The 24,886-nt window shown below is 36.8% G+C and carries 21 protein-coding genes and 1 pseudogene; 1 reads left to right on the top strand and 21 read right to left on the bottom strand.

From position 1 onward, the window contains the following. Positions 1 to 12 precede the first annotated feature (12 nt). From SOLCA_RS08060 to SOLCA_RS08000, 13 genes and pseudogenes are all read right to left on the bottom strand, one after another. On the bottom strand, positions 13 to 1,212 hold the full coding sequence (locus tag SOLCA_RS08060) for an MBOAT family O-acyltransferase (RefSeq protein ID WP_157604536.1): 1,200 nt from the start codon (positions 1,210 to 1,212) through the stop codon (positions 13 to 15). A 363-nt stretch (positions 1,213 to 1,575) separates the two neighbouring features. Beyond that, positions 1,576 to 2,040: a hypothetical protein gene (locus tag SOLCA_RS08055; protein ID WP_014679945.1), complete on the bottom strand. Its 465-nt coding sequence runs from the start codon at positions 2,038 to 2,040 to the stop codon at positions 1,576 to 1,578. A gap of 390 nt (positions 2,041 to 2,430) precedes the next feature. Then, positions 2,431 to 3,036 (bottom strand): annotated as a pseudogene (locus SOLCA_RS22770) (hypothetical protein). A gap of 171 nt (positions 3,037 to 3,207) precedes the next feature. Then, positions 3,208 to 4,539 (bottom strand): alpha-L-fucosidase, encoded by a 1,332-nt coding sequence (locus SOLCA_RS08045; protein WP_014679944.1) that lies wholly within the window; start codon positions 4,537 to 4,539, stop codon positions 3,208 to 3,210. Positions 4,540 to 4,544: 5 nt separating this feature from the next. Next, the gene (locus SOLCA_RS08040; RefSeq protein WP_014679943.1) at positions 4,545 to 5,324 is read right to left on the bottom strand and encodes an L-fucose dehydrogenase; all 780 of its coding nucleotides are present in this window, start codon (positions 5,322 to 5,324) and stop codon (positions 4,545 to 4,547) included. A gap of 346 nt (positions 5,325 to 5,670) precedes the next feature. Then, positions 5,671 to 7,602 (bottom strand): peptide-N-glycosidase F-related protein, encoded by a 1,932-nt coding sequence (locus SOLCA_RS08035; protein WP_014679942.1) that lies wholly within the window; start codon positions 7,600 to 7,602, stop codon positions 5,671 to 5,673. A 192-nt stretch (positions 7,603 to 7,794) separates the two neighbouring features. Continuing rightward, a complete protein-coding gene (locus SOLCA_RS08030; RefSeq protein ID WP_014679941.1) occupies positions 7,795 to 8,619 on the bottom strand; it encodes an amidohydrolase family protein in 825 nt (274 codons plus the stop codon). Positions 8,620 to 8,629: 10 nt separating this feature from the next. Next, a complete protein-coding gene (locus SOLCA_RS08025) occupies positions 8,630 to 9,964 on the bottom strand; it encodes an alpha-L-fucosidase (protein ID WP_014679940.1) in 1,335 nt (444 codons plus the stop codon). A 12-nt stretch (positions 9,965 to 9,976) separates the two neighbouring features. Continuing rightward, positions 9,977 to 10,831 (bottom strand): fumarylacetoacetate hydrolase family protein, encoded by an 855-nt coding sequence (locus SOLCA_RS08020; protein ID WP_014679939.1) that lies wholly within the window; start codon positions 10,829 to 10,831, stop codon positions 9,977 to 9,979. 109 nt (positions 10,832 to 10,940) lie between these two features. Then, complete coding sequence (locus SOLCA_RS08015) at positions 10,941 to 11,705, bottom strand: SDR family NAD(P)-dependent oxidoreductase (protein ID WP_014679938.1); 765 nt, start codon at positions 11,703 to 11,705, stop codon at positions 10,941 to 10,943. Positions 11,706 to 11,718: 13 nt separating this feature from the next. Then, positions 11,719 to 13,371 carry a UxaA family hydrolase gene (locus tag SOLCA_RS08010; protein WP_014679937.1) on the bottom strand — a complete coding sequence of 551 codons (1,653 nt, stop codon included), beginning with the start codon at positions 13,369 to 13,371 and terminating at the stop codon, positions 11,719 to 11,721. A gap of 35 nt (positions 13,372 to 13,406) precedes the next feature. Continuing rightward, complete coding sequence (gene fucP, locus SOLCA_RS08005; protein WP_014679936.1) at positions 13,407 to 14,654, bottom strand: L-fucose:H+ symporter permease; 1,248 nt, start codon at positions 14,652 to 14,654, stop codon at positions 13,407 to 13,409. Between the two features lie 13 nt (positions 14,655 to 14,667). Next, positions 14,668 to 15,000: an L-rhamnose mutarotase gene (locus SOLCA_RS08000; protein WP_014679935.1), complete on the bottom strand. Its 333-nt coding sequence runs from the start codon at positions 14,998 to 15,000 to the stop codon at positions 14,668 to 14,670. Positions 15,001 to 15,254: 254 nt separating this feature from the next. Between SOLCA_RS08000 and SOLCA_RS07995 the strand changes: the two genes are divergently transcribed. Further along, positions 15,255 to 16,127 (top strand): AraC family transcriptional regulator, encoded by an 873-nt coding sequence (locus SOLCA_RS07995; RefSeq protein WP_014679934.1) that lies wholly within the window; start codon positions 15,255 to 15,257, stop codon positions 16,125 to 16,127. A gap of 113 nt (positions 16,128 to 16,240) precedes the next feature. Here the strand turns inward: SOLCA_RS07995 and SOLCA_RS07990 are convergent, their stop codons facing one another. The 8 genes from SOLCA_RS07990 to SOLCA_RS07950 all read right to left on the bottom strand — a co-directional run bounded on the left by SOLCA_RS07990 (position 16,241) and on the right by SOLCA_RS07950 (position 24,867). Beyond that, the gene (locus SOLCA_RS07990) at positions 16,241 to 17,047 is read right to left on the bottom strand and encodes a DUF4189 domain-containing protein (RefSeq protein WP_014679933.1); all 807 of its coding nucleotides are present in this window, start codon (positions 17,045 to 17,047) and stop codon (positions 16,241 to 16,243) included. Between the two features lie 248 nt (positions 17,048 to 17,295). Further along, positions 17,296 to 17,559: a hypothetical protein gene (locus SOLCA_RS07985; protein ID WP_014679931.1), complete on the bottom strand. Its 264-nt coding sequence runs from the start codon at positions 17,557 to 17,559 to the stop codon at positions 17,296 to 17,298. A 217-nt stretch (positions 17,560 to 17,776) separates the two neighbouring features. After that, positions 17,777 to 18,187 carry a DUF3997 domain-containing protein gene (locus SOLCA_RS07980; RefSeq protein WP_014679930.1) on the bottom strand — a complete coding sequence of 137 codons (411 nt, stop codon included), beginning with the start codon at positions 18,185 to 18,187 and terminating at the stop codon, positions 17,777 to 17,779. A gap of 5 nt (positions 18,188 to 18,192) precedes the next feature. After that, positions 18,193 to 18,909: a hypothetical protein gene (locus tag SOLCA_RS07975; protein WP_014679929.1), complete on the bottom strand. Its 717-nt coding sequence runs from the start codon at positions 18,907 to 18,909 to the stop codon at positions 18,193 to 18,195. Between the two features lie 433 nt (positions 18,910 to 19,342). Continuing rightward, entirely contained in the window at positions 19,343 to 19,657 is a 315-nt protein-coding gene (locus SOLCA_RS07970) for a hypothetical protein (RefSeq protein ID WP_042479537.1), read from the bottom strand. A gap of 69 nt (positions 19,658 to 19,726) precedes the next feature. Beyond that, positions 19,727 to 20,254, bottom strand: a complete 528-nt coding sequence (locus SOLCA_RS07965) for a hypothetical protein (protein WP_014679927.1) — start codon at positions 20,252 to 20,254, stop codon at positions 19,727 to 19,729. 498 nt (positions 20,255 to 20,752) lie between these two features. After that, positions 20,753 to 21,145, bottom strand: coding sequence for a hypothetical protein (locus SOLCA_RS07955; protein WP_014679926.1), 393 nt, complete (start codon positions 21,143 to 21,145; stop codon positions 20,753 to 20,755). Positions 21,146 to 21,147: 2 nt separating this feature from the next. After that, entirely contained in the window at positions 21,148 to 24,867 is a 3,720-nt protein-coding gene (locus SOLCA_RS07950; protein WP_157604535.1) for a DUF6443 domain-containing protein, read from the bottom strand. Between the last annotated feature and the right edge of the window lie 19 nt (positions 24,868 to 24,886).

The raw sequence follows: 24,886 nt of genomic DNA, 5'->3' as shown, positions 1-24,886 counted from the left end.
AACTCCATACTATTAAAATTTCATGTAGATAAAACCACTTTGATTAAATACTCCAAGTAAAACAATAAGAACAAGTAATGAAGCCATATATGCACTATTAATTACAACATTGGCTTGACCGCTTATGCTAAATTTGTTCTTAAAGAATTCTTTCTTGAATTCATAAACAAGTAAAAGAGCTGTAACTGCGAGCAACAGGTACTTTCCTACTATATCAAGCTCTACCGGACCCGGAATTGTTAAAATCCGTTTGATAATCATTAATGCTTCTCCTATGGTATCAGATTTGAAAAAAATGCGTGTAAAGGAAACTAATAGGAAAGTAATGCATACTGAGCCTACATATAATAATTTTTCAGGAATGTCAATGGTGACGTACTTGTTCCATAGTCGATCTTTTATATCACCTAAAATGATGAAAGTTCCGTGCATCATTCCCCAAACTATAAAGGTCCAGTTGGCGCCATGCCAAAATCCGCTAATGAGGAATACCAGGAAAATGGCGCTATATATTTTAGTTCTTTTCGCTCTGCGACCGCATAAAGGAATAAAAATGTAATCTCTTAGCCAAGATGAAAGGGTAATATGCCACCGTTTCCAGAAATCGGAAAAGGATACTGCAAATAACGGATGGTTAAAGTTTTTGGTGAGTCTTAATCCCATCATTTTACTAACTCCCATTCCTATGTCGCAATAACCAGAAAAATCACAGTACAGTTGTATAGTAAAAAAGATAGTGGCTACAATCAACGCCCCAGATCCGAAGGTTTCAGGAGCATCATAAACCTTGTTTACATAAATTGCAAGCCTATCTCCAACCACCAGTTTTTTGAAAAAACCAATCAAACATAATTTTAAACCTTCTTCGATAAGCGTCGGATTTATTTGGATTTTACTCTTAAGTTGTTCCAAAAAAGGTCCGGGACGTTCAATTGGACCGGCCAATATTTTTGGAAAGAACAGAAAATAATTAGCCAGGGTAATAATGTTTTTTTCTGGAGATAAATTACCTCTTTTAATTTCAATCAGATAACTAATCGATTGAAATGTCATGAAAGATAATCCTACGGGTAATAATATTGATACCAGATTAAAATGGACCTTTGATCCGGAAATGGCTGAAAGAAAATTGAAATTATCAATAAAAAAATTAGTGTACTTATAATAGATGAGAATGCCCACATTTAAGAGGATACCTATTATATAAACCATCTTTCTTTTATCAATTTTAAACTGGGTAATTGCTATTCCGATTAAATAATTGACAAAAACTATTGCTATTACCAGCCAGCAATAATGAATCGAAAAGGAAGCATAAAATATTAAGTTGGCCGCTAAAAGTACATAAGGTTTCCATCGGTCATTAATAAGACCGAACAGCGGCAATACAATTAATAAAAATATTATAAAGGAAAATGAATTGAAATACATATTCCGGATTAGTTATAAGAGCATTAAAGAACAATTTAGATTTACTTAGCTACCGTTTACCGAAATCCTGAAAACAATCTCTACGGAAAAAATCAGAATCGATAGGCAAAAAAATTCTTGCTGATAAGCAATTGTTAGATAACGCTAAATCAGAAATAACTGATGGTCAATATGTAATTTAGTTCGGACAAACGGCGGACCTTCGTCGATATAATAAATTTTGTACGTTCCGAGGATTGAAAAGTTAGGAGAAGTAAATTTTATAAAGGGAAGGTCATTAACAATAGATAGAAATTTAATGGTTCGTTCAGAGTGCAGCGTTTTTGTAATGCTATAAAAACCTCCTACTCCTTCAGTACAACAGTCAGAATCTCCGGTTAAATAAGCTTGATTGGTACCTAAAATTGGTTTGGGAGATGGTTCAGGATCCGCTGAAACCTGATGATGCGGAGTTTTTGAATTACAAGTGTCTGAACAGTCAGCAGTTATTAGGTTTTCCATAACGAAACGACTAATACTACAGGCAAGTCCGATAGCTATATTAGCAATAAAGAATAGTATTAATACAATTGCTATTAGTTTTTTAAATGGGTACAACAGCTTGATCATCTTGTGATTAATAAGCACAACAACTGTATACCAAAAAATACTTGTTTAGACACCTATGTCTGTTTTTCGAAACAAACCGCTTATCTAGAACATTTAAATAAGTCGAAAATGCGTGATTGGAGAGCATAATGTTGAATTTTGACAGGTTTTCAATAATTATCTATCAAATATTGCTCCAAGGATTACTACGTGGTTTTAACTTTAAATTAAAAGTTATTAGAAGTTGATAATCTGGTATTTATTTTACTTTGTAGGTAATTAGAAAATTGCTTGGCTAATCCAATTAATTCGTTTAAAGCTAATTCTTCTACGGTCGGTTGTACGGCTTATTTATAACTCAAATAATTTTAAAAAAACCGGACTGATACTTCTTCAATCCGGTTATAAAATCTATGCTTTAACTTGTTCGTCAACAAACTGGCGAAGTTCTTTTGCTGCTTCCACCATTTCAGTGAGAGCTAGCCGAGTTTCTTCCCAATGGCGAGTTTTTAAGCTACAATCAGGATTTACCCATAATTTGTCAGGAGAAATAACAGCTTTTGCTTTCTTCATCAATTGAACCATTTCTGTTTTTGATGGAACTCGAGGCGAATGGATACCTAAACACCAGGTCCTATTTCGTTTGGATAATTAAAACTCTGCAAATGCATCTAATAAGTCCATTTGAGATCGAGAACATTCAATGGTGATTACATCAGCATCCATGTTAGCAATGCGTTTGATTATATCATTGAATTCTGAATAACACATATGCGTATGAATTTGCGTTTCATCCTTAACACTACTCGAAGATAGTTTAAAAGCCTCGATTGCCCACTTTAAGTAATCTTCCCAATCAGATTTTCGTAACGGTAACCCTTCTCGTATGGCAGGTTCATCGATCTGTATTATTTTTATTCCGGCCTTTTCTAAATCGGTTACCTCTGCACGAATGGCTAATGCAATTATCAACTGGTTCCCTAGTTTTAAACACCAGGTATTACAAAGATAGTACATGCTTAGAGGAGTGAATTCAGCACTTTTAGCCAGTTATTCAGGAATATTAGCTTTATCAAAAATTAGTATCAAAGGATAAGAAAAAATAATGCCTCCGAAGAGGCACTATCTATCAATCAGGAGATTGATCTATGAAGAAAAGTAATATGTTGCTTTTAAATGTGTTAAGTATCAGTTTAGTCCGCCTTGCCCTCTGTAAAGTTTTAGGGGTTCATTTAATGATAGCTTTAAAACGGTCATGTATTGATCTTTTTGAGCATCAGGTACATTAATAAACACTATACCTGGGATAGGACTCCAGGATACTTTACCCACTATTTTAGGTGATAAATGCTCCTGTGTGCCAACTACTTGTATGTCCTTAATTTTATTGTCAAGTCCCTTAACCATTATATTACCGGTTGTTTGTCCAGGCAAAAAGAGGTAAACCGTTGTAGAGTCTTTAGATAACGTACTGGCACCATAAAAATGTCCCTGAGGCAAACCAGCTAACGTTCCGTAAATTGCCTCCTGATGTTTTTTAGTCCACTTGCCTAGTTCCTTTAAAATATGTACTTGTTCAGTAGGAATGTTTCCATCCTTGTCCGGACCTATATCCAACAACAGATTTCCACCGTTACTAATTGCATCAGTAAAAATTGAAATGACTTCAAAAGGTGTTTTATAATTGGTATCATCCGGATGGTATCCCCAATTATTGTTAGTGGTCATACACAATTCCCACCAATGAAATTTAGGGCGGCTAACCGGGAAATTCTGCTCTGGTGTATCATAATCGCCATAACCTTGTAGCCTACCATTTAAGATTGCCTGTGGTTTTAATGATAAGATATCTGTTCTCACTTTCACACATTGCCACTCAGCAGCACTATGCTCCCAATCACCATCAAACCACCACAAATCTGGTTTGTAAGCTGTATTAACCTCATTGATCTGTGCCTGATAAAATCGTTGAAAGCGCTGCCAACGCTGCGGATTGTCGGCCACTTTATACCTGCTACTGTCTTTTAAAAATCCCGGATAATCAGGATAACTCCAATCGATAAGCGAGAAATAAGCGCCTTTTTTAATGCCATGTTTGTCTAATGCTTCATAAAAAGGTTTTAAAAGATCTCTTTTGGCAGGCGTATTCTTAACAACATTAAAATGTTTCTGTTTAGTTGGCCATAGTGCAACACCGTCATGGTGTTTGGTCGTGATTACTGCATATTTTGCTCCACTTTCATTTATTAAATCCGCCCATTGCTGTGGATCATAATTTCGTGCTGTAAAGCCATCCATTTGTTTCATATAATCAGCATAACTGATCTTTTTATTATGAAAACTCCAGCTTTCATCGATACCGTTTACGGCATAAATACCCCAGTGAATAAAAATACCAAGCTTTGCATCAGCGAACCATTGCATTTTTTGCTTGATTGAATCAGGATTGGTCTTTTGTTGTGCTTTACCCTGGATACCGGCAAAGCATAGACAAAGAAGAAATAGGTATAATTTTTTCATGAACTTTAAATTGATCGATCTAAATGTGTATAACCGCCATCAACATGTATTAATTGTCCGGTTGTATGACTTGAGCGTTCTGATAGAAGAAACGCAACCATGTTGGCAATTTCTTCGGTTGTGGTCATTCGTTTTTCTAACGGAATTTTAGCCGTTATTTGTTGTAATTTCTGTTCAGGATCGGGTAATGACTGAATCCATTTTTCATATAACGGCGTATAACATTCGGCAACAATTACCGCATTTACCCTTATTTTGTATTTCAATAATTCAACGGCCCATTCTCTGGTCAGTGCATTTCTGCCGCCATTAGATGCCGCATAGGCTGATGTACCACCCTGTCCTGTTTCAGCTGTTTTAGAACCAATATTTACGATTGCTCCCTTGGATTTTATCAACTCCGGTAATGCATAGTGAGCTAACAGGTAATAATGAACCAAGTTTTTATGCAGTGATGCCATAAATGCATCGTAACTACCATTTTCTAAGCCTACTCCATCATTTACGCCGGCATTATTTACAAGTCCGTCAATTCTTCCGAAATGTTCAAGCACTGACTTTACCGCCTTCTCACATTCTTCAGGATGAGATAGCTCAGCTGTGACCTGAAAAGCCTTACCTCCTGAACTATTTATTTCACTGACTGTTTTGGTGTTATCTGCTTCATTACGGCCCACAATTACAGATATTGCCCCTTCAGCACTTAATGTTTTTGCAACCCCCTCTCCAATCCCCTTGGCTCCTCCTGTTACAATAATTACCTTATCACTTAGTTGTAAATCCATATTGAGATTTTTTTAAATAATCTATCCTGTTTTACGATTTAAAACAACACTAAAAACGGCCAAATAGAGCAATGAATTCAATTTGGTGAATTATTTTCTACCGACGCTTTCAGCGGGACTTACTTTTTTCATGCAGTGTTCTATTTCAATTGTATTCAAGAATGCTGCGCATGTTTTTCTTCAGCAAAAAAAAGTAAGCAAAAAATGCCGTCGCTGCGTACAGTTCTCCTACGGTTGGTGCTAGTATTTATATCATCTCCACCGAACTGTACAAGGCGATTTTTGCTTATATGATAATTATGCTTAACATTCACAAATGTGAAATCAAATCACCCAACAGATTAACCTATTCTTTTAGTCTGACACGTTTTTTGAACTTTTCTTCACCATTCACAAAAACTTTCAGGTAAAATCTTCCTTTCGGAAATCTACTAAGATCGTATGTAAATATTCCTTCTTTGAGTTGATTATATTTATGTTCTTCCACTATTACCGATCCGGGATCTGTTACCAGTTGCACCGTTACATCCTGTGCTGTACTCCCAAAATAATCGAGTGTGGTTTTATCATTAGTTCGGGTTGGAAATAAACCTACCGATAACATCTCTTTATTAATGGCATCTGGTTTTTCTCCCACCCTAAAATTGTATTCCCAACCAGCGCCACAATCAGATTCAAAAGCTTTTACAATCTCACCGTTCAGGTTCATCAGTCGGGCCGAACCACGACCTCCTGCTGTATTATACCAAAACTCCAATCCATCGCCTGCCGTATCAACCAATGCTAATGTATAAGCTCCAGCGGTTAATGCTAATGTATCACGGTAAATGGTGTTTGCTTTTAATGATCCTTGTTTTCTTCCCTGAAGAACTTCTCCCGAAGCATTCTTAAGAGCGTATGAGTTATGCTCGGGTTGTTGATTGGTATGAAGATAAAAAATGAGTTTTTCTGCATTTAAAGGTGCAGCTTCAAACGGAGCTTTTATAAAGTTGTCGGCCTCGTATGCATCCTTTTTGCCATTTACCTTTACCACCTTGGCGTAAAACTGGTTGGTACTTTTTTTCGCGTCAATAACGCCAGGAAGTGAAATCAAAACCGATTTACCAGACGGCATTTTACCAGCCCATTTAAATTGTTTTTTGGAAAATCCTTCCGTTCCATAGATCATTTCGAGGTTGGTGATTTCATTTTTTCCTAGATTTTTAATCAAGACTTTTGGATTCGCAACAGCCGGATTAGCTCTTTTATGACCATATTTGGATGATGGAACCACTATGTCTTCAATTGCTACATCATTCTGATTAGTTATCTCTTTATATTGAATCAGGTAGGCACTGATCACTTCGGCAGCACTTGGTTTAGATGAAATATAATCCTCCATTTTTGCCTGAACTGTATGAGTTGTTCCGGATTGTACTTTCAGATCGAAAATATCCGGTTGCATCAGATTTCCAGGGCACCAGTTGGCTCTGTCAATAATCCATGTTCCGGCTTGAGGATATAATGGATTATCTCCACATTTTTTCCAAATAGCACGTGTATCAATGAGTTTGTCGTCAAAAAACAACTGCCTGTATTTATTACAGAATTCAGCGCAATTATCAGGTTCATCCATTCCATGACCAGTTTGAACCAGTCGTAATCTTGCAAACAACACATTATTTTCTGCCTTAAAGCTAATTGGTTTTAAGGCCTGGTTAATAGGTTTAGTGGTATCTCCATAGCTAAAACTATCATCGTATATTTTCTGTATTGAAACAGGTTCTAACGCCGGTTTACCTTTAACAATCTCAAAATCAAGCGTAATTGCCCAACCCCTATCTTTATTCGGTTCGTAACCGGTATGCTTATATTCAATCTCTACACTATCACGTAAAAGTGAACTAAAGTCTGTTACGTCAACTTGCCATTCAAACTTCCATTTTTTATCAAATGCACCGCCATAAGGTGTAAGCATACGTGCAATTTCGTAATCCTGCACTTGCCCATTTTTTCCTTTGGTACGCATTATGCTGATCCGATCCATATAGTCCCAGTCTGCACAACGCATACTATCTGGACAAGCAAATTTTACATGCAGTATGATCTTTCGCACCGGAACATTAGCAGTAGGAAATACTCCCCATTTCTTATACGTATTAAAACCTTTAGAGGGATCGGTTACTACAGTAGTTTTGTTATGCGTTACTACGTGTGTGGTATCTGCAGCTTTTGTTTGCAAAAACGATATAGCAAGACATATGCTAAAAATTACTGCAAGGATTTTGAATCTGTTCATTAAAATAAATTGATATAAATAGTTAGGATTCCCTGGTATTCAATTCTGTAACGGGCTTATAAAGGAACTGTTCATAAAGCCTTTTCCACTAACAATTGACCGGGCCAATTTATAATTAATATTTTTCATTTTGAGCAACATTTAATAGTATTTTATCTTTTTTCGATGCATTTTTAACTGATAACTAAAGCATCACAGTGAATAAAAATTACTAGCATTTGATCCCCATAGTTTTCCTTTTTCACTATCAGTTAACTGAATGGTATTTAGCTTAGCAACTTCCACGCATTGCTGATACGACGCGGCTAACAGACAAACAGGCCAATCGCTTCCAAACATAACTCGCTCAACACCAAAGGCGTATAATGCTTCCTCTATAAAAGGCTTGAAATCTGTTAATTTCCAATTCTTCCAGTCCGCTTCCGTAACCATTCCTGATAGTTTGCAGTGTACATTCGGAAACTGTGCTATTTGATTGATATCTTTTTTCCAGTTCTCCATCTCCCCTGTCCGGATGGCTGGTTTTGATAAATGATCAATAACAAATAGTTGATCAGGGAAATGCTTTACTAAATCAATGGCTTGCGGTAAATGCTTCGGTAAAAGCAACAGATCATACGTGAAACCAAACTTTTTCAGTTTGGAAATACCACGACGAAAATCGTCCCGAAGCATGAAATTATCCGGCTCCGACTGGATGATATGTCTCATTCCTTTTAGTTGCTCAAAGGATGAATAATAGGCCAGTCGCTCTTCAATAGTATCCGCACACAGATCAACCCAACCGACTACTCCTTTGATAAACGAATGTTCTGCCGCCAGGTTCAACAGAAATTCGGTTTCAGCTTCTGATTGATCCGCCTGTACAGCAATACATCCGTCAACACCATTGGCTACCAGCATCGGAACTAAATCCTCAGGTAGGAAATCACGCTGAATAACTATCATTTCATCCGTTATCCAGCCGTCCCTCAACGGACTGTATTTCCAGAAATGTACATGAGCATCAATAATCATGGGCGCACAATTATTTGCGTTTTACTTTCAATTTCAGCACCGTGTCAAAGTCGTCACGAGCGACTTTTGTCAGATCGATTTTCAGCTGTCCTTTGCTAAATGAGTAGTTCAGCGCTGCATCGACATTGAACAACGATAATTTACTGGGCTTATAGGGAAAATTATCAATGATAATTTCAGTTTTATTGCTGTCGAAAACATGTAGATAGATCTCTTTATCTTTTTCGGTAATAACTCCCCAAGTTTGTGATTTAATTTCACTTCCTTTAGTTCCGTAAACTGAGTTACCATATTTCTGCATCCATTTTCCAACACTATCTAAACGAGTGCTAAATTCAGGCTGAATTTCTCCGTTTGGCATCGGGCCGATATTCAGCAAAAGATTCGCATTTAAGCTTGCCGCGTTTACCAATAAACGAATGATTTCATGCGCAGATTTATACTTGGTATCGGTTATGTTGTATCCCCAGGAGCCGTTAAGGGTTTCACATGTTTCTAACGGTAACTTATCTGAAGCTTCCTGAAAACTCAGACCTGATTTATTTTGGCCGGGTAAATCGCGCTCAAACATTTGAAAATCTTCTCCGGAAAACGGTGAAAGGTGATGATTGTTACCAATTAAGCACTGCGGTTGTAAAGTATGGATCAATGTATAAATCTCATCATAATGCCAATCAAGTCTTGAGCTTCTGTCTTTCTCACCTTCCGGAGCAGTTTGATCCCAATGACCGTCAAACCAGATACCTGAAATTTCTCCATAATTGGTTAACAGTTCGGTAAGTTGGTTTTTCATAAACTTAATGTAGTTATTCCAATCTCCTTTTTCTGTTCTTCCCGTTCCCTGTCCGGTTCTGCCGGTCCAGTACTGGTAATCGGTACGGTACCAATCTAAAAGTGAATAATAAAGTACCAGTTTGATACCTTGCTTATGACATTCATCGGCAAGTTGCTTTAACACATCTTTTCCGTAAGGCGTATTGGTAATTTTCCAATCTGATTGCTTTGTATCCCAATTACTAAAACTATCATGATGCCTGGTAATAAAAGTAATGTACTTCATTCCGGCGCCCTTTGCAGTCGCCACCCATTTTTGAGCATCAAACTTTTGTGGGTTAAAGAAATCCTGTAAATGTTTGTAATCAGACACATGAATATTCCGTTCATTCATTACCCATTCTCCGTGTCCTAATACACTTGAAACTCCCCAATGAATAAACATACCAAATCTGGCTTCCTGAAATAATTTTCTGGCTTCTAAGTTCGATGTCGATGGTTTATAATCCGCCTGAGCGAACACATTTACAGCATTTAACAATAATCCAAGAAGAACAACTTTTATCTTCATTTTATAGGTAAATTATTTATGAAATGGAACTACAGTTTGTTTGGATACGCCTAAACCATCGATACCTAACTCAACCACATCTCCGGCATTAAGATAAATCGGAGGATTAAACCCAAGGCCAACTCCCGCTGGGGTGCCTGTAGAAATCACATCACCGGGTAATAAGGTCATAAACCGGCTGACATAAGAGATCAGGAAAGGAATATCAAAAATGAAATTAGCCGTTGTGCCATCCTGCATTTTTTTACCATTTACCGTTAGCCACAACCGTAACGCATTTGCATCTTTAACTTCATCTTTGGTAACCAACCACGGACCTAAAGGCGCAAATGTGTCACAGCCTTTTCCTTTATCCCAGGTACCTCCTCTTTCGATCTGGAATTCCCGCTCACTAACATCATTATGCAAGCAATAACCTGCCACAAATTCCATCGCATCTGCTTCTGCTACGTAACGGGCTTTTTTACCAATAACCACCGCAAGTTCTACCTCCCAATCCGTTTTTACTGAATTTTCCGGAAGCATAATATCATCAAAAGGACCGCACAAAGCTGTGGTCGATTTCATGAAAATAACCGGTTCTGCAGGTGGAGTTGCGCCTGTTTCTTTTGCATGATCAGCATAGTTTAAGCCTATGCAGACAATTTTTGAAGGACGAGCAATTGGTGAACCTAGTCGGATGTTCTCATTAACCGTCTTCAGCTGACCATCCTGTTGTTTTATAAAATCGGCTAAACGATTTAAGCCGTTTGTTTCAAAAAATTGTTCGTTATAATCTTCTCCAAAAGCAGAAGCATCATACAATTTATCATTTATATAAACACCGGTTTTTTCTTTTCCAGCCTCGCCGTAACGTATTAATTTCATTCTTTCTTTATTAAATTTTTTTTGGTTTTGATTGTATTAATTAACTCAAGTTGTTAGGTTCAATAAGATGTTCCATCGGGGAAACTAGGTCGATCCGATGGAGTGCTAATTAGTTATTCAACTTAACAAATCCTCCGTCGATTGGGTAATCACATCCTGTAACAAAACCCGATTCGTCTGAACACAAGTATAAGGCCAGTGAAGCGATTTCTTCCGGTTGCCCCATGCGCCCGATAGGCTGGCTTTTTGAGAGTTTGTCGAACATGACCTCTTCTTGTCCGGGGTAGGTTTTAGCAATAAACCCATCTACAAAAGGCGTGTGTACGCGTGCCGGAGAAATACTGTTACAACGAATTTTGTCACCAATATAATCACGGGCTACAGATAAAGTCATGGCGAAAACAGCCCCCTTACTCATTGAATACGCAAATCGATCCGTAATGCCTACCAAAGCAGCAATAGAAGCCATATTAAGAATGGCACCGCCTCCATTTTTTTTCATTAACGGTATTGTCGCATATAAAGAGTTATAAGTACCCTTTACATTTACCTCAAACAGTTTCATAAAATCAGCTTCGGTAGTGGTATCTGCTTTGCCAATATGCGCAATTCCGGCATTGTTTACCAAAATATCAACCTTATCAATAGTTGCAAAAGTATCCAGCACTTTTTGTTGGTTGGTAATATCACAACCATGAGCAGTAGCTAAGCCTCCATCAGCTTGTATTTCCTTAGTCACTGATAAAGCAGCTTCTTCATTTAACTCGATGATATGAACAAATGCACCCTGCTTTGCAAAAAGCTTTGCAATGGCCCTGCCTATTCCACTTCCTCCACCGGTAATTACTGCCGATTTTCCTGTTAAACTAAACATGATTTAAATTATATTATAATGAAACGCCTCTTTTCCATGGAATAAAATCATCTTGTCCGAGCTGCACAGCTTTAGGTGTAGCCTCTCCGCTTGCAACTCTGATGCAATACTCAAGAATCTCTTCCCCCATTTCCTCCAATGTTTTTTCACCTCTGATAACCCCTCCACAGTCAATGTCAATAATATCAGGCATACGAATAGCTAACGAAGTATTAGATGATAGCTTAATCGTCGGACAAACAACATTACCTGTCGGTGTGCCCAAACCTGTGGTAAATAAGATCAACGTAGCACCGCTAGCTGCTTTCCCTGTGGTAGCCTCCACGTCATTACCGGGTGTACACACCAGATGCAATCCTGATTTTACGACGGGTTCCGTATAATCTAATACATCTTTAACAGGTGCAGTTCCTCCTTTTTTTGCCGCTCCGGCAGATTTTATTGCATCTGTAATTAATCCGTCATTAATATTTCCAGGTGATGGATTCATATGAAAGCCACTTCCCACCGCTTTTGCCTGTGCGTCATAGGATTTCATTAAACTGGTGAACTTTTCGGCAGCAGCATACGTTTCGCAGCGATCGACCAGATCCTGTTCTGCTCCAAAAAGTTCCGGAAATTCAGCCAGTAATACTTGTCCTCCCAAGGCCACCAATAAATCGGAAGTATGACCCACAGCTGGATTGGCTGAAATACCAGAAAACCCGTCTGAACCTCCACATTTAACACCAATACAAAGTTTACTGATCGGTTGAGGAGTTCTCACGGTCTTATTCGCCTCAATTAAACCCTCAAATGTTTTCTGGATGGCTTCAACAATCATTAATTCTTCGGATACCGCAGCTTGTTGTTCAAACAGGTAGATCGGTTTCTGGAAGCTAGGATTACGTTTTTTGATATCATTAAGCAGCAAATCTGTTTGCAAATGTTGGCATCCTAAACTCAGGATAGTGATACCTGCCACATTTGGATGATCTGCATAAGCTGCCAGCAGTTTGCTCAGCGTTTCACTATCTTGTCGGGTACCTCCACAGCCGCCTTCATGATTGAGAAATTTAATTCCATCCACATTGGGAAACATCCGGTCACTAATCACTATATCTTCTTCATGTAATAGTGTTTCCGGTAATATGGAGTTAATATCGTTTTGCTGCGTATATGCAGTTATTAGCTTTGAAACTGCTTTTCTGTATTTAGGTGAAGGAGCATACCCCAATTGCTGAAGTAAAGCATCCTTTATATAATCCAGGTTCCTATTTTCGCAAAAAACCGTGGGAATAAATAACCAATAGTTAGCCGTTCCAACCCGTCCGTCATTACGCAAATAACCATTGAAGGTTCTATTTATCCATTTACTTACATCGGGAGCTGTCCATTCATACTCTTTTTGCTTTTTATAATTTTCATTAGAAGCATGTTTAATATTATGCGTATGAATCAGTTCTCCTTTTAAAATAGGTTGAGTCGCTTTGCCGACCAACACACCATACATTATGATTTCATCACCAACTGCTAAATCTGTGGTTGCAAATTTGTGCTTAGCGGCAATATCATTCTGTAAAGCATAGTATTCATCCATAAATTCGATCACCTCATCTTTAGCCAGATCAATTAAGGCGATCAACACATTATCTGCCCTATGAATACGTAATACTTTTTGCGACATATTTAGTTGATTTTAAGCTGTTTTTCTGATAAAATTTAACGATTAGATGAGGTTTGGATACGATAACCTTTTAGTCCATACCAGGCTACTACTATAAAACACAGCAATGGTATTGAATAGGAAACTGCTATTGATTCCTTATCAGCCAGATACCCCATCAGGTAAGGAACAAGCGCTCCTCCTACAATTGACATGATAATCAGTGATGATCCTTTTTGTGTATGGCTACCCAGGTCTTTTATTCCTAACGCAAATATGGTTGGGAACATAATCGACTCGAAAAAGAAGATCGCCATAAGTGAATACACGGATAGCCAACTATTTCCTAACACAACAATAATGCATAAGACAATATTAGCTACTGAAAACAAAGCAAGTAACTTATTGGGAGCAATCACTTTCATCAAAGCTGTTCCGGCAAAGCGCCCTGCGGTAAATAGAAGCAGGCTGATCGAAAGTAAATATGATGCTTCGGCATTATCAATACTTTTATTTACTGAAGTACAGTAATTAATAAACAACGCTGCTATTCCTACCTGTGCGGCAACGTAAAAAAATTGCGCTATAACTGCATTGATCAGGTGTTTATGACTTATCAATGGTGTTTGGTTATCAACCCCCTGTTTTTCTTCACTGCTTTTTATTTCAGGTAATGGAGTTCTTAAGAATAATAAGAAAACCAAAACAACCGTAACTCCAATAATAATGTACACCCACTGAACTGACTCCAGATCATTGGTTGCAGCCACATTAGTTTTATTAAAAAATAATCTGGCACCGATAATAGGTCCCAGGAATGATCCGATTCCGTTGAAACTTTGGGCCAAGTTTAATCGAAAAGCAGCCGTTTCGGATTTTCCCAATATGGTTGCGTAGGGATTTGCGGCTGTTTCAAGACAAACAAGTCCGGATGCAAGGACAAATATGGCCAGCAAGAAAAAGTTAAAACTGGCAAGTTGTGCCGCCGGAAAAAACAAAAACGCACCGCCTGCATAAAGTGCTAAACCCAGCATTATCCCTTTTTTGTACCCGAATTTGGACATAAAAACTCCTGCCGGAAAAGCGATTAAAAAGTAAGCCCCGAAATAGGCGGTTTGCAACAGTGTTGACCTTTTAGTGGTAATATTAAGTGCCTCCTGAAAATGCTTATTCAGCACATCCAGTAATCCATAGGCCATACCCCACAGGAAAAACAAGGAAGTAATTAAAATTAATGGCAATAAAAATTGCTGGCTTTTACCTTTATAGGTACTAACGGTGATTGTTTCGGTTGAAAGTCTCATAAATCGTCATCAATTAATATTGAAAGATTTTACCCATTGGTACCCATTTCTGTCCGGGAAGAGCTGAAGGTAATGCTTGCTGATAAGTCCACATTAATGTTTCCCATTGTTGCACTTTATCATTATTATCATCCAGCTTTTTCTTTTTATCAAAAGAAAAACTATCGTTTACCTCCATGATCATAAACAATCTGTTTTCCACCCTGTATATTTCCAATTGTTCTATTCCGGCGGCAGAAAGATTTTCTAACACTTCCGGCCAAACTTCTGTATGGTATTTTTCATACTCAGCAATAAGTTCGGCATCAGGCTTTAAATCAAGTGCAAAACAGTGTCTTTTAATCATAAAACATAGTATTAGGTTGAGTAATAATTCTGCCACGTGTTAATTCAATCTTAAACAGTGAGCTGTTGATTAAAACAAACAAATAGCATTTAATAAATTGGTTAACTACAAAGAAAACCTATTCGCTAAGAATAAATTATCTCAAATTAGCTAATTAATAAGCGATATTATCATACAGGAGTGCCCATTCTTTTTTTGAAGGAATATTTTATTTATCAATTAGTATATTCGATACTTCAATCAATAAACCTTTAATGAAACCACAGTTATTAAAAGTTTCTACAAATCTTGCGCAATCATTCAGTGCCCGAAGAGATAGTGTGCCTTACATCAATAACAGATGGCATTATCATCCTGAGGTTGAACTTATCTATTTCAAACAAGGGAATGGAACCCAATTTATTGGCGACAGTATCAAACGATTTAAATCGGGAGACATTGTATTGGTAGGTGCTCATATGCCTCATTATTGGCGATTTGACGATACTTATTTTGTTAAAGATTCGGCTATTACAGCGGATGTAATAGTAGTGCATTTTTGTGAAAATTTCTGGGGAGACCAATTCCTTAATTTGCCGGAAAACAAGGTAATTAAATATGCATTTGAGCGTGCAAAACGAGGAATCCAAGTTACCGGAAAAATGCAGAAAAATGTGGCTGAAATACTTAGCCAGATATTATTAGCCGAAGGCCCGAAGAAAATTATGTTATTAATTGAAGCATTGGCCAATATTGGAAGCTCGAACGACCTTGAACTTTTATCTTCAATAGGATTTAAACATGATTTCGAAGAACCGGAAAATGAACGGATAAATGCTATCTATGACTATTCTCTTGCAAACTATAAACATAAAATACAGTTGGAAGATGTGGCTAAGATAGCTTCAATGAGTCCAAATTCATTTTGTAGGTATTTTAAAAACAGAACCAGGAAAACCTATTCATTATTTATTAATGAAATAAGAGTGGGTGTTGCCTGCAAATTATTAATAGAAAACAAGATCAATATCAAACAGGTGTGTTATGAAAGCGGTTTTCATAATTTCGCGAGCTTTCATAAATATTTTAAGCTAATTACAGGAAAAAGCCCATTAACTTATCAAAAGGAGTTTCTTGCTAAGAACTAAACAATAACGCCTGAATAATAAGCCTCAGACGTTATCGTAGTTTTTTAGTTTATTAACATAAGTAGTTGGCCAATAAGATGTTACACCGACAACAGGTGGTTGCCACATCTTGCCTAATCCTCACAGGTTATGGTACCGCTTAGGCTGTAGCTGGTTCCTCCTCCATTTAACATGTCATTCATCTCCATAACAGAAACATTAAAAGTAACTCCTTTTCCGTTACGGGTAACGCTTCCCCGGGTAGCTATATAAGATTTAGTATTGTTTAAATCTGTGAGTATTAAATTAGTGCAATCGCTGCAAGTCCCCGGAGCTGCCACGTTAGCACTTCCTCCTACAGGCAAATTGCTAATCAATACACCAAACGATTCATCGTCGGTAGTAATGGATGCTGTATTTTCACTCGGACAATCTCCCGAAGCCTCTAGTCTGCCTCCATTAAAAGAGATGAAATCTTTAGCGCCAGTATTCTGAGTTGAAGTTGTTGGTGCAGGATTTTGATTAGCTGCGTTATAGATCTCTTTAAAAGGAGCATTGCTACTATTACAAGCCCAAACAAAATTGCTGGCAGGTGACCCGTTACTTCTTTTCAAACATTCCCGAGTAGCAATAGCATCTGCTTCGACACGTGTAGGTGCTACTCCCCAACCGTAAGCCGTTCCTACCTTTCCATCAATGGTGCGATAAGCAGCACAAGCACCACCACTCCAGGTAAGTACCACATAAGCGTTCCCTCCTCTTCTGGTACATTCTTCAATGGCTCTTTTTTCAGCTTCTTCTACCGTTGAATAATCATAAGCCCAACCGTAATAAAAACCGTTATCACGATCAATAGCCAAAGCTCCGTACTTTGTGGTTTGAGCTTTAACCAAGATTGTTGCACAAATAATAAGCATTAAAGTAAGTAGTAGTTTTCTCATATAATTATTTTGGTTGAATAGCTAAAAATGTGAGGAATATTGGGAGGAAGAAATACCTAAAATGTGGTATTTTATGGGAGGAATTTTGAGTTATGTTCTATCTTTTCTAATGGTGGTCTTTATTTTCTGAGGTGCCTAACCTTCTATTTTTTACTCAATAAATAAACATTTCCATTATCATTAAGTTCAACTCTTTTATAAATAAAAAAAATGTACTTACTCTAACTGTATATTTTACCACAGAAGAATTAATTCCATTCACATAAACATACATAAAAGTTGTTATTTACAGCATTACCCATTACAGGTATCGGTTTAATAACAGTTTTTCGCACATCAAAGTCGTTGTCAAAGAAACCGGCGAACTTCACTTTCGAAATTTCAACATTTTTTGATTTAAAATATGGTTGAAGATAATGCCTCACTGTTTTCATTTTAATAATCTTATTGATTAGGATATTTATTAAAACAACTATCAAAACAGCAATAAAGGCAATAAAAGTAATTTTCATAATTACTATTTAGCGAACTAGATACTAAAAATTTCTTCAACTCAACCATAAATTGCATATAAACAGAGAAAGGATTGAATTGAGAATTCTGGCAAATTCCGCAGCAAAAAACGCTTCTTAATATTCTCAACCAGATGGACTCTTCTATTTTCATTTGTTCTTTGAAGTGATCGTTATTTAGAACACTTCAAAGAACAAATGAATCACTCTCTTTTTATTATAAATCTTGAAATATTACTTCATTAGGTATCATTAATACTTTCCTCTTTAAATTGAATTGCTCTAAAGTTAATGGCCCAATTACTTCCTTTTCAGGTGAATAATTAAATTCTTTATAAATGGGTATTATGTAGTAATTGGTTATTGATGTATTAACATTATTATGGCTCTGAAGTGGATGTTGTTTTGCCAAGATGTATTTGTCATTATAGCCTATTGAATAAACACATGGTTTAACAACATCTAAAAATGATGTATTATCATCATTAATACTATATGCAATGCTAACATTCTCTTTTGTTTCCATTGTTACCAAATAATATCTGTCAGTAATTCTTCTATCGGTTAATCCCTTGCATCCATATAAAATACTTAATGAAATGATGCATAATATTTCAAATATTTTCATTTTTTCTATCTTTTTACTTGCTCTTTCCAAATATATGTTTGATTCATATTTCCTCCAGGGGCCCAGGACGAACGATCCCATGAGGGGCCTAAGTCATATAAAAATGAATTCATACTCGTTTGATTAGTAATGGCAAACCAAAGAGTCTTTCCATCAAAATTATATATATTAATTCTATATGTTCCAACATATTGCTCGATCGGATCCAATCCTGCATTTATAAGACCACTAAGACCAAAAGATCCTTTAAAACCAGTAACAGAAGTATTAGCAATATCTTCAACGTTTTTATATTTTTTATAATAAAATTCCCTTGCTTCATTTACTCGTTTAGCATTGCGCATAGCGTTAGCTACTCTGTCATTTGAAAATGTTCTTTTATCCGATCCTGTTCCTAAAGCCCAGTCGATAAACAATTTACCTGCTGTTCCTAAATTGGCCCACCAATTATCAAAGTCACTTCCGACATTTTCATTGCTTAACCTTTCTTGTTTAATAGATATAAAATGATATTCAGCACTAAAAGATGCTCCAATTCCAAAGTATTTATTTCCATCTCCACCTGAATATGCTGAAGAACCATCTTGTCTTTTATAATTGGCATAGTCATCTATAATTAACTTATAGGCATTCCCCATTTTACCCGCAACCATCGAAGCCATTTGAGCTCTTTGTAAATCACTTACTCCAGAATAATAATTTGAAAATCCAGTGGATGACATTAATGCCATATTTTCAGTCGAACTCCGATATTGTGCTGCTTCCGTTCTCGGAGGTGTTCAGCGATAGCGTCACCTTCGAGTTGAGTATAAAACAGAGGACTTTGTCCGGTAAAAAACATTCAACTAACTTATACGAAGAAAAGCAATAACGTTTATTCTAAAAACTCAAATTCAACCAAGCGATGCCACGCAAAAGAGAGAATTAGTGTGAAGCAAGACTAAAAAATTTATTTTCTAGTCAATAAATAGCAAAACCATCCTTTCGAATGGCTTTGCTTCTTTCATTTACTTTTTTTGTCATCGGCCAGACAAAGCCTTACATCTTAAATTCAGGTTAAAAGTCTCGCCTAGGCTAAGACTTCCAACAACGACTTTTAAACAGAAAGTTCAATCATTTTCATGATTCTGCTTCGAACCTTTCCAAGAACTATGACTAATCACATCCAAAATAAATTTTAAACTGCCTCAATATCGAATCTTGACGATATACTTTAATGTACTCCTGTCCTTTTATTTTAATTAATGAATCTCCTGCTTTTACATAATCATAAAAACCACTGGTATCACGGGCTAATATAATTCCATAATCATTTTTTCCTTGCATCTTTATTGTTTGAGCACTATGATTCTTTTGATCTAAGTACTTGCTCATTACTATACCTTGATACTCCTCTTTTTTAAAATATTCCAGTTTACGGCATGCCAATGACGTATTAAAGGAATCTGTATTCAAAATAAGATATGCCATAATTAGCGTCATAATAGTAAAGATTATCAATTTTACTTCTATTCTCATTGTCTGATAAATTTATATATTCTACCTAAAAAAACTCGTAAATGTTCTGGACCACATTAAGCCAAAATCAGCCCCGTAGCCATAAGAATATCCTCTTTGAGTATAATTCTCGCCTCCTAAATTCCAATCAGAGTTTTCATAGCTAGGATTGGTTCTATTTCCAGAATATTCATATCCAACTCCTACTCCTCCACTATAACCTGAACTGTAACCTTCATAATCCTTATTAATATTAAAAGTGTGACCTTTAAGGGCTCTAACTTCTTTCATATTTCCACCGATACCAGATCCTAGCCCAATTGTGGGACCATGACTTGTGAACCATTTTGAATTACCTTGTCGATCAACAATTAATCCCAACTCAAAAGAATATCCACCTCCAAGCGCATAAGAGACATTGATACTAAATACTCGAGCATCAGGGGTAGAATCACTCGCTTTACCCTCAACAAATCGACTGGCAATACCATTAGGAACAACTTCCTTTTTGCCAGTTAGACCTTCATACGTAATGTAACTAAAATAATAATCGCTCCAATAACCTTCCACACCTTTTCGAACACCCCAAGTCTCTCTTCCTCCACCTGCTGTTGGCCGTACAAGCTTTCCTCCTAAATCCTTAAATCCATTAGCTAAGCCTTGTCGATAAGTTTCACTTCCATAGGTTCTTGTCCAGTCGCTATTTGTTGCCGCGCAATAGGAACAGCAGGCGAGAAAACACTATTTCCAACATTCACTTCCAGAAATCTTAAAAAAAGTATTGGAGACAAAAAATAAAGAAACAAGGCAAGGGAAACATATAAAACTGTCGCAACCACAGCGTTCTCAAATGCTTTACCTTTTTTAAAAATATTTGAACAAATAATAACAGCAATACTTAATGAAGTTAATTTTTATTATTTAACCGCTAACAACTACAGATTTAAGCATAGGTATTAATAAATAAACTCTAACTCTACACAATCAAAAGAATAAAGCCATTCTTCCGAATGGCTTTATTCTTTTCTTCTATTACATCTTTAAGACAAATGTACTAAGAGCTATTAATCAATTTAAGAAATCACTTAAAATTCTACCCGAAACAATGAAAAGCACAAAAGCAGCAAGATATATACTCCAAGACAATATAATATATTTTATGCGTGTTTTTGACGGTATTTCTCTTGGACTTCCATATTTTGCAATTATTCTCCTATACCTACCAGAACCAACGTAGTACTTCGATAGAAAATATGGAATAATAAAACCAAATGAAGCAATTAATGCAATAAAGATAAATTTATCTAAAACTTTAATATTAAAAAATACAGTAATTAAAAAATAGATTGAATTAAAAATCAAAAATGTTGGAATAGCTAAAAAGAAGCTTGCTCTTTCAGCATGAGCAAATCCTTTCATCCTTACGGAACAGTAAAAGATAAAGTATATTTTGTCAATCATTCTTATTTAAGTTTAAATGTTTTTGTGTCTCTATACCCCCAATTTTCATCAATCCAATCACTTCCTCCTGCGGCTGACCATATACCATAACCTACACCAATTACCGCAATTGCAGGTGCAGCTACAGTACCTAATGCCAAACCTGCGCCAAAGGTAACAGCAGTTACTCCAACATCAACAATTGTTGAGGTATTATCATGCCCAGTTGCAAATTTATATCCAACAGAAACTGCCGTTGCTGCTAATCCTGCATTTCCCAAAACTTTAGCTGTTTTTAAACCAAGCTTAGCTGAGCTATACGTATATTTTCCAATACTACTTACAACTGATAAAGAAACTCCTGATTCCACTACACCATTCAAAACAGTTAATGAAGTCATTGAGCCATCAATTGTTTTATTATATGCTACTATTGGCTGATAACTATTCTGCCCTTGGGTAATTGGTACTAAATTGTATTCTGTTATAAATCCAACACCAGATTCATAGTACTTATTTCCATCTCCTCCTCCATACGCATTATTACCATCTGCTCTATAAGGATTAGCATAATCATCAGCTTCTAATTTATAAGAGCATCCCTTTTTGCTGGTAATCATTGTTGCCATTTGAGCTCGTTGCAAATCACTTAATCCAGAATAATAGCTGGTAAACTGCGATGATGACATTAGAGCCATGTTTTCCACTGGACTTCTATATTGTACAGCCCAATTTGAACTACTTATATGACTAACTCCTCCTGGTAATCTTCCGCCTCCAAACATTCCTCCCATATCAATTCCATCATAATTAGGCCTTGTCCTGATCGGTTTTTCACGCTCATACCTGTCTCCCAACGGATCGTTAAACAAGATCGGATTATTTCCCGAATAGTGATATGTTGATAAAGATGATGTAGCATCAGCTTTGGGGTCCACTGCAATAAAGCGATCTAAAGCCGGATCATAATTGCGATAAAACGTGTTATATAATTCAGGAAGGCCATTGAAATCATTCTGCCATTCAGAGCCTTCATTATACAATTTAGTGTTAGCAGGATTATTAACGGTGTAATTACCCGGCATTGTCAATCCAAATGGATAATAACTATTTTCTTGCGTGAGTACCACTGCTCCGCTTCCGTTATCCTCAAAACTCACACGTGCATTACCCATATTGTCGGCGATAATATACTCATATTTGAGGGTTCCTGAATTATTACGTACACGGCCCTCTGCCATTGGAAAATAGGCTAAAGCACTGTTTTCATATACAAAACCGTCGATATAGTCGGTTGTTTTTTGTAAAGTACTGTTATCATACATTTGTTTGCGGATCAAAACACCTGTTACATCATAAGTATAAGTAATGTATTTAGCAGCAGATACCGTGATCTTATCTGTTTTATTCAGCTCATTATAAGCAATACTTATTCCTTTTTTAGGATCCGTTTCTAAGTTTCCACTGTTGACATTATAGGTGTAAGCAATAGCACTTGCAGTTGGATTTTTAAATCCAAAGGATGTATAATCTGTACCTACTCCATCTGTAATGTTAGTTAATTGATTACCATCATACGTATAAGTTAAATCATCAACAGCCTTAATAACACCCGGACTAGTGACTAATATGGTATTGCGTCTTAAGGTTTTTATATTTCCCTGGTGATCATAGGAAATATTGTTTTCATCAAATGCTCCTCCTGTGCCGGTACCGCCCTGCGTCCAACTGCTGCCTATTGCACGATCCTGATAGTTAGCAGCCTTTAGTCGACCAATATTGTCGTAGGTAAACCAATAACTCCGTTCTTTATTATTATTGGGAGATATGGCTCTCCATTTAACCGATGAAACCAACCCGTTATAATAAGCCAGACTACTTGTGAGTGAACTTTCTTTTTTATCGTAAAAGAACTCCATTCCAAACACGTCATTAGTTTCATCATTTGTTACATTATTATCCGACGTTAATGTACTGTTATTAATTGAGGTTAACTGCCCTCTAATGTTATAACGATAATCAACTGATTGCAGATAAGAACTGCCTGTTTTGTTTAATTTTTTATCAACTAAGGCACCTAATTCATTGTATTCATAATCAGCAATGCGTATAGGGTTTATATCTGCGTTATGATATTGGTCAACAGATTTCGTGCGTCCCGCATGATCATAACCATAAACAGTATAAACCGTTGTGGTAGTGCTTGTAATATTCTTTACCGTCTTTATCTGTTTAGCTTGACCGGTAAAATCCAGTGCAACAGTTTTGGAATCATTAAGTGTAGTGCTTTGATTCAACTGATTATTGCCCAGGGTTTGAATTATCCTTCCGTTTTTATCATAAAATACCACACTAATTAACCATGCCGATACTCCGGAGCCAACTGTTTTACGCCAGGTTCCGGTTAAAAAACCACGTGTATAGCTGGTTTCAGAAGGCTCAACTTCACCATTTTTGAATGTAGTTGTTTTTCTACAAGTGTAATCGGCTGCATGAGCGGCATCATAATTAAAATCATAATCATCATAGTAATTATACAGTAATGGAGTAATGCCAGTGTTAGGAAATACTACATTAGTATAATAGCCATTATTGGTAAGAGTAGCTGTCCGGTCTTCGTAAAAAACAGTCGAGTAACCAGTAAGCCCTGTTACATAACTTTGCATAGCAGATCGGCCAATACGTGTAGCATCAACATAGATACCCTGGCTGATCACCCTGTTATTGGCATCGTATTTAAAATAATTCCATTTATTGCCATTTCGCAAATTACCATCTTGTATTAAGACTGGCCTATTTAATGGGTCATAGATAATAAAACCAGGACCTGCACCGGGAACGGTTTTTTCCACCAATCTTCCAATAGGATCATACACGTATTTAAACAGTAGTTTGTCTACACCAGTAACTGTGATATTCCAATTAGCTGCATCACGCATTAACACTACGGCTTTGGGCGGAATGGTATATTTTACTCTACCAACTTCATCATAAACATAATATGTATCAAGATAGGTTTCCAACTTGCCTTCTATGGTTTCGTTAATGTATTGACGTTTTAACACCGTTTTGCCCAAAGCATCAGTAAACTGAATTGTTTTAAAGCCCTGCTCATCTGCTGCTTCAACTACTGACAGCGTGTTATTGGCATATACAGCTGCACTGGTTCCATCCGGTTTCCATACCCTGATAGCAACGTCTGAAGCAGTGTTAGTTCTGTAAGCAATGCTTTTATATTTATCACCTGCTAAAGGTTGAAATCCTGCTCCTGGTGAGCCGGCTTGTAACAGCCGTTGTAGTGGAGAGTCTTCTATTTTCTGGGCCGAATAAGGTTTGGTATCATCCGCAATTTTATCCCCGGTGGTTCCAATGGCATAAAAGCTAAGCTGATTGGTAGAGGCATTTGCATTAAAACTTCCTTTACCATCACCTCCTGCATAAGGCAGATAACTGGTGGTTTGTCTGCCCAAATTATCATAAGTGATAGTTTGAATGATATCTTTTTGTAAAGGACTCGCTTTTATTGCAAGAGATTGAATCGGACGTCCCAGGCCATCATAAAAGGTACGGGAGGTCTGTTTTTGATCTGCACTTAGTGTATATATTTGGCTGTCATTCAAAATTCCGGAAACTTTAATTACCTCCTGTTGAATAAAACCTTTATTCTGAGCCTGAATATTCTTTAAACAACAGCTTAAAAGAATAGTACACAGCGTAATAATTTTATATGATATGTTATTCATCTGCTGGTTTTCTATAGGT

The sequence above is a fragment of the Solitalea canadensis DSM 3403 genome, assembly GCF_000242635.2.
Taxonomy (GTDB): Bacteria; Bacteroidota; Bacteroidia; order Sphingobacteriales; family Sphingobacteriaceae; genus Solitalea; species Solitalea canadensis.
Note: the sequence above shows the minus strand (reverse complement) of the source record. Positions and strands in the feature narration are given on the sequence as shown.

Excerpts from the sequence above, each read along its gene's own strand:
- SOLCA_RS08060 (WP_157604536.1), bottom strand. The coding sequence starts at position 1,212 with ATGGTTTATATAATAGGTATCCTCTTAAATGTGGGCATTCTCATCTAT.
- SOLCA_RS08055 (WP_014679945.1), bottom strand. The coding sequence starts at position 2,040 with ATGATCAAGCTGTTGTACCCATTTAAAAAACTAATAGCAATTGTATTA.
- SOLCA_RS08045 (WP_014679944.1), bottom strand. The coding sequence starts at position 4,539 with ATGAAAAAATTATACCTATTTCTTCTTTGTCTATGCTTTGCCGGTATC.
- SOLCA_RS08040 (WP_014679943.1), bottom strand. The coding sequence starts at position 5,324 with ATGGATTTACAACTAAGTGATAAGGTAATTATTGTAACAGGAGGAGCC.
- SOLCA_RS08035 (WP_014679942.1), bottom strand. The coding sequence starts at position 7,602 with ATGAACAGATTCAAAATCCTTGCAGTAATTTTTAGCATATGTCTTGCT.
- SOLCA_RS08030 (WP_014679941.1), bottom strand. The coding sequence starts at position 8,619 with ATGATTATTGATGCTCATGTACATTTCTGGAAATACAGTCCGTTGAGG.
- SOLCA_RS08025 (WP_014679940.1), bottom strand. The coding sequence starts at position 9,964 with ATGAAGATAAAAGTTGTTCTTCTTGGATTATTGTTAAATGCTGTAAAT.
- SOLCA_RS08020 (WP_014679939.1), bottom strand. The coding sequence starts at position 10,831 with ATGAAATTAATACGTTACGGCGAGGCTGGAAAAGAAAAAACCGGTGTT.
- SOLCA_RS08015 (WP_014679938.1), bottom strand. The coding sequence starts at position 11,705 with ATGTTTAGTTTAACAGGAAAATCGGCAGTAATTACCGGTGGAGGAAGT.
- SOLCA_RS08010 (WP_014679937.1), bottom strand. The coding sequence starts at position 13,371 with ATGTCGCAAAAAGTATTACGTATTCATAGGGCAGATAATGTGTTGATC.
- fucP (WP_014679936.1), bottom strand. The coding sequence starts at position 14,654 with ATGAGACTTTCAACCGAAACAATCACCGTTAGTACCTATAAAGGTAAA.
- SOLCA_RS08000 (WP_014679935.1), bottom strand. The coding sequence starts at position 15,000 with ATGATTAAAAGACACTGTTTTGCACTTGATTTAAAGCCTGATGCCGAA.
- SOLCA_RS07995 (WP_014679934.1), top strand. The coding sequence starts at position 15,255 with ATGAAACCACAGTTATTAAAAGTTTCTACAAATCTTGCGCAATCATTC.
- SOLCA_RS07990 (WP_014679933.1), bottom strand. The coding sequence starts at position 17,047 with ATGAGAAAACTACTACTTACTTTAATGCTTATTATTTGTGCAACAATC.
- SOLCA_RS07985 (WP_014679931.1), bottom strand. The coding sequence starts at position 17,559 with ATGAAAATTACTTTTATTGCCTTTATTGCTGTTTTGATAGTTGTTTTA.
- SOLCA_RS07980 (WP_014679930.1), bottom strand. The coding sequence starts at position 18,187 with ATGAAAATATTTGAAATATTATGCATCATTTCATTAAGTATTTTATAT.
- SOLCA_RS07975 (WP_014679929.1), bottom strand. The coding sequence starts at position 18,909 with ATGTCATCCACTGGATTTTCAAATTATTATTCTGGAGTAAGTGATTTA.
- SOLCA_RS07970 (WP_042479537.1), bottom strand. The coding sequence starts at position 19,657 with ATGGCATATCTTATTTTGAATACAGATTCCTTTAATACGTCATTGGCA.
- SOLCA_RS07955 (WP_014679926.1), bottom strand. The coding sequence starts at position 21,145 with ATGATTGACAAAATATACTTTATCTTTTACTGTTCCGTAAGGATGAAA.
- SOLCA_RS07950 (WP_157604535.1), bottom strand. The coding sequence starts at position 24,867 with ATGAATAACATATCATATAAAATTATTACGCTGTGTACTATTCTTTTA.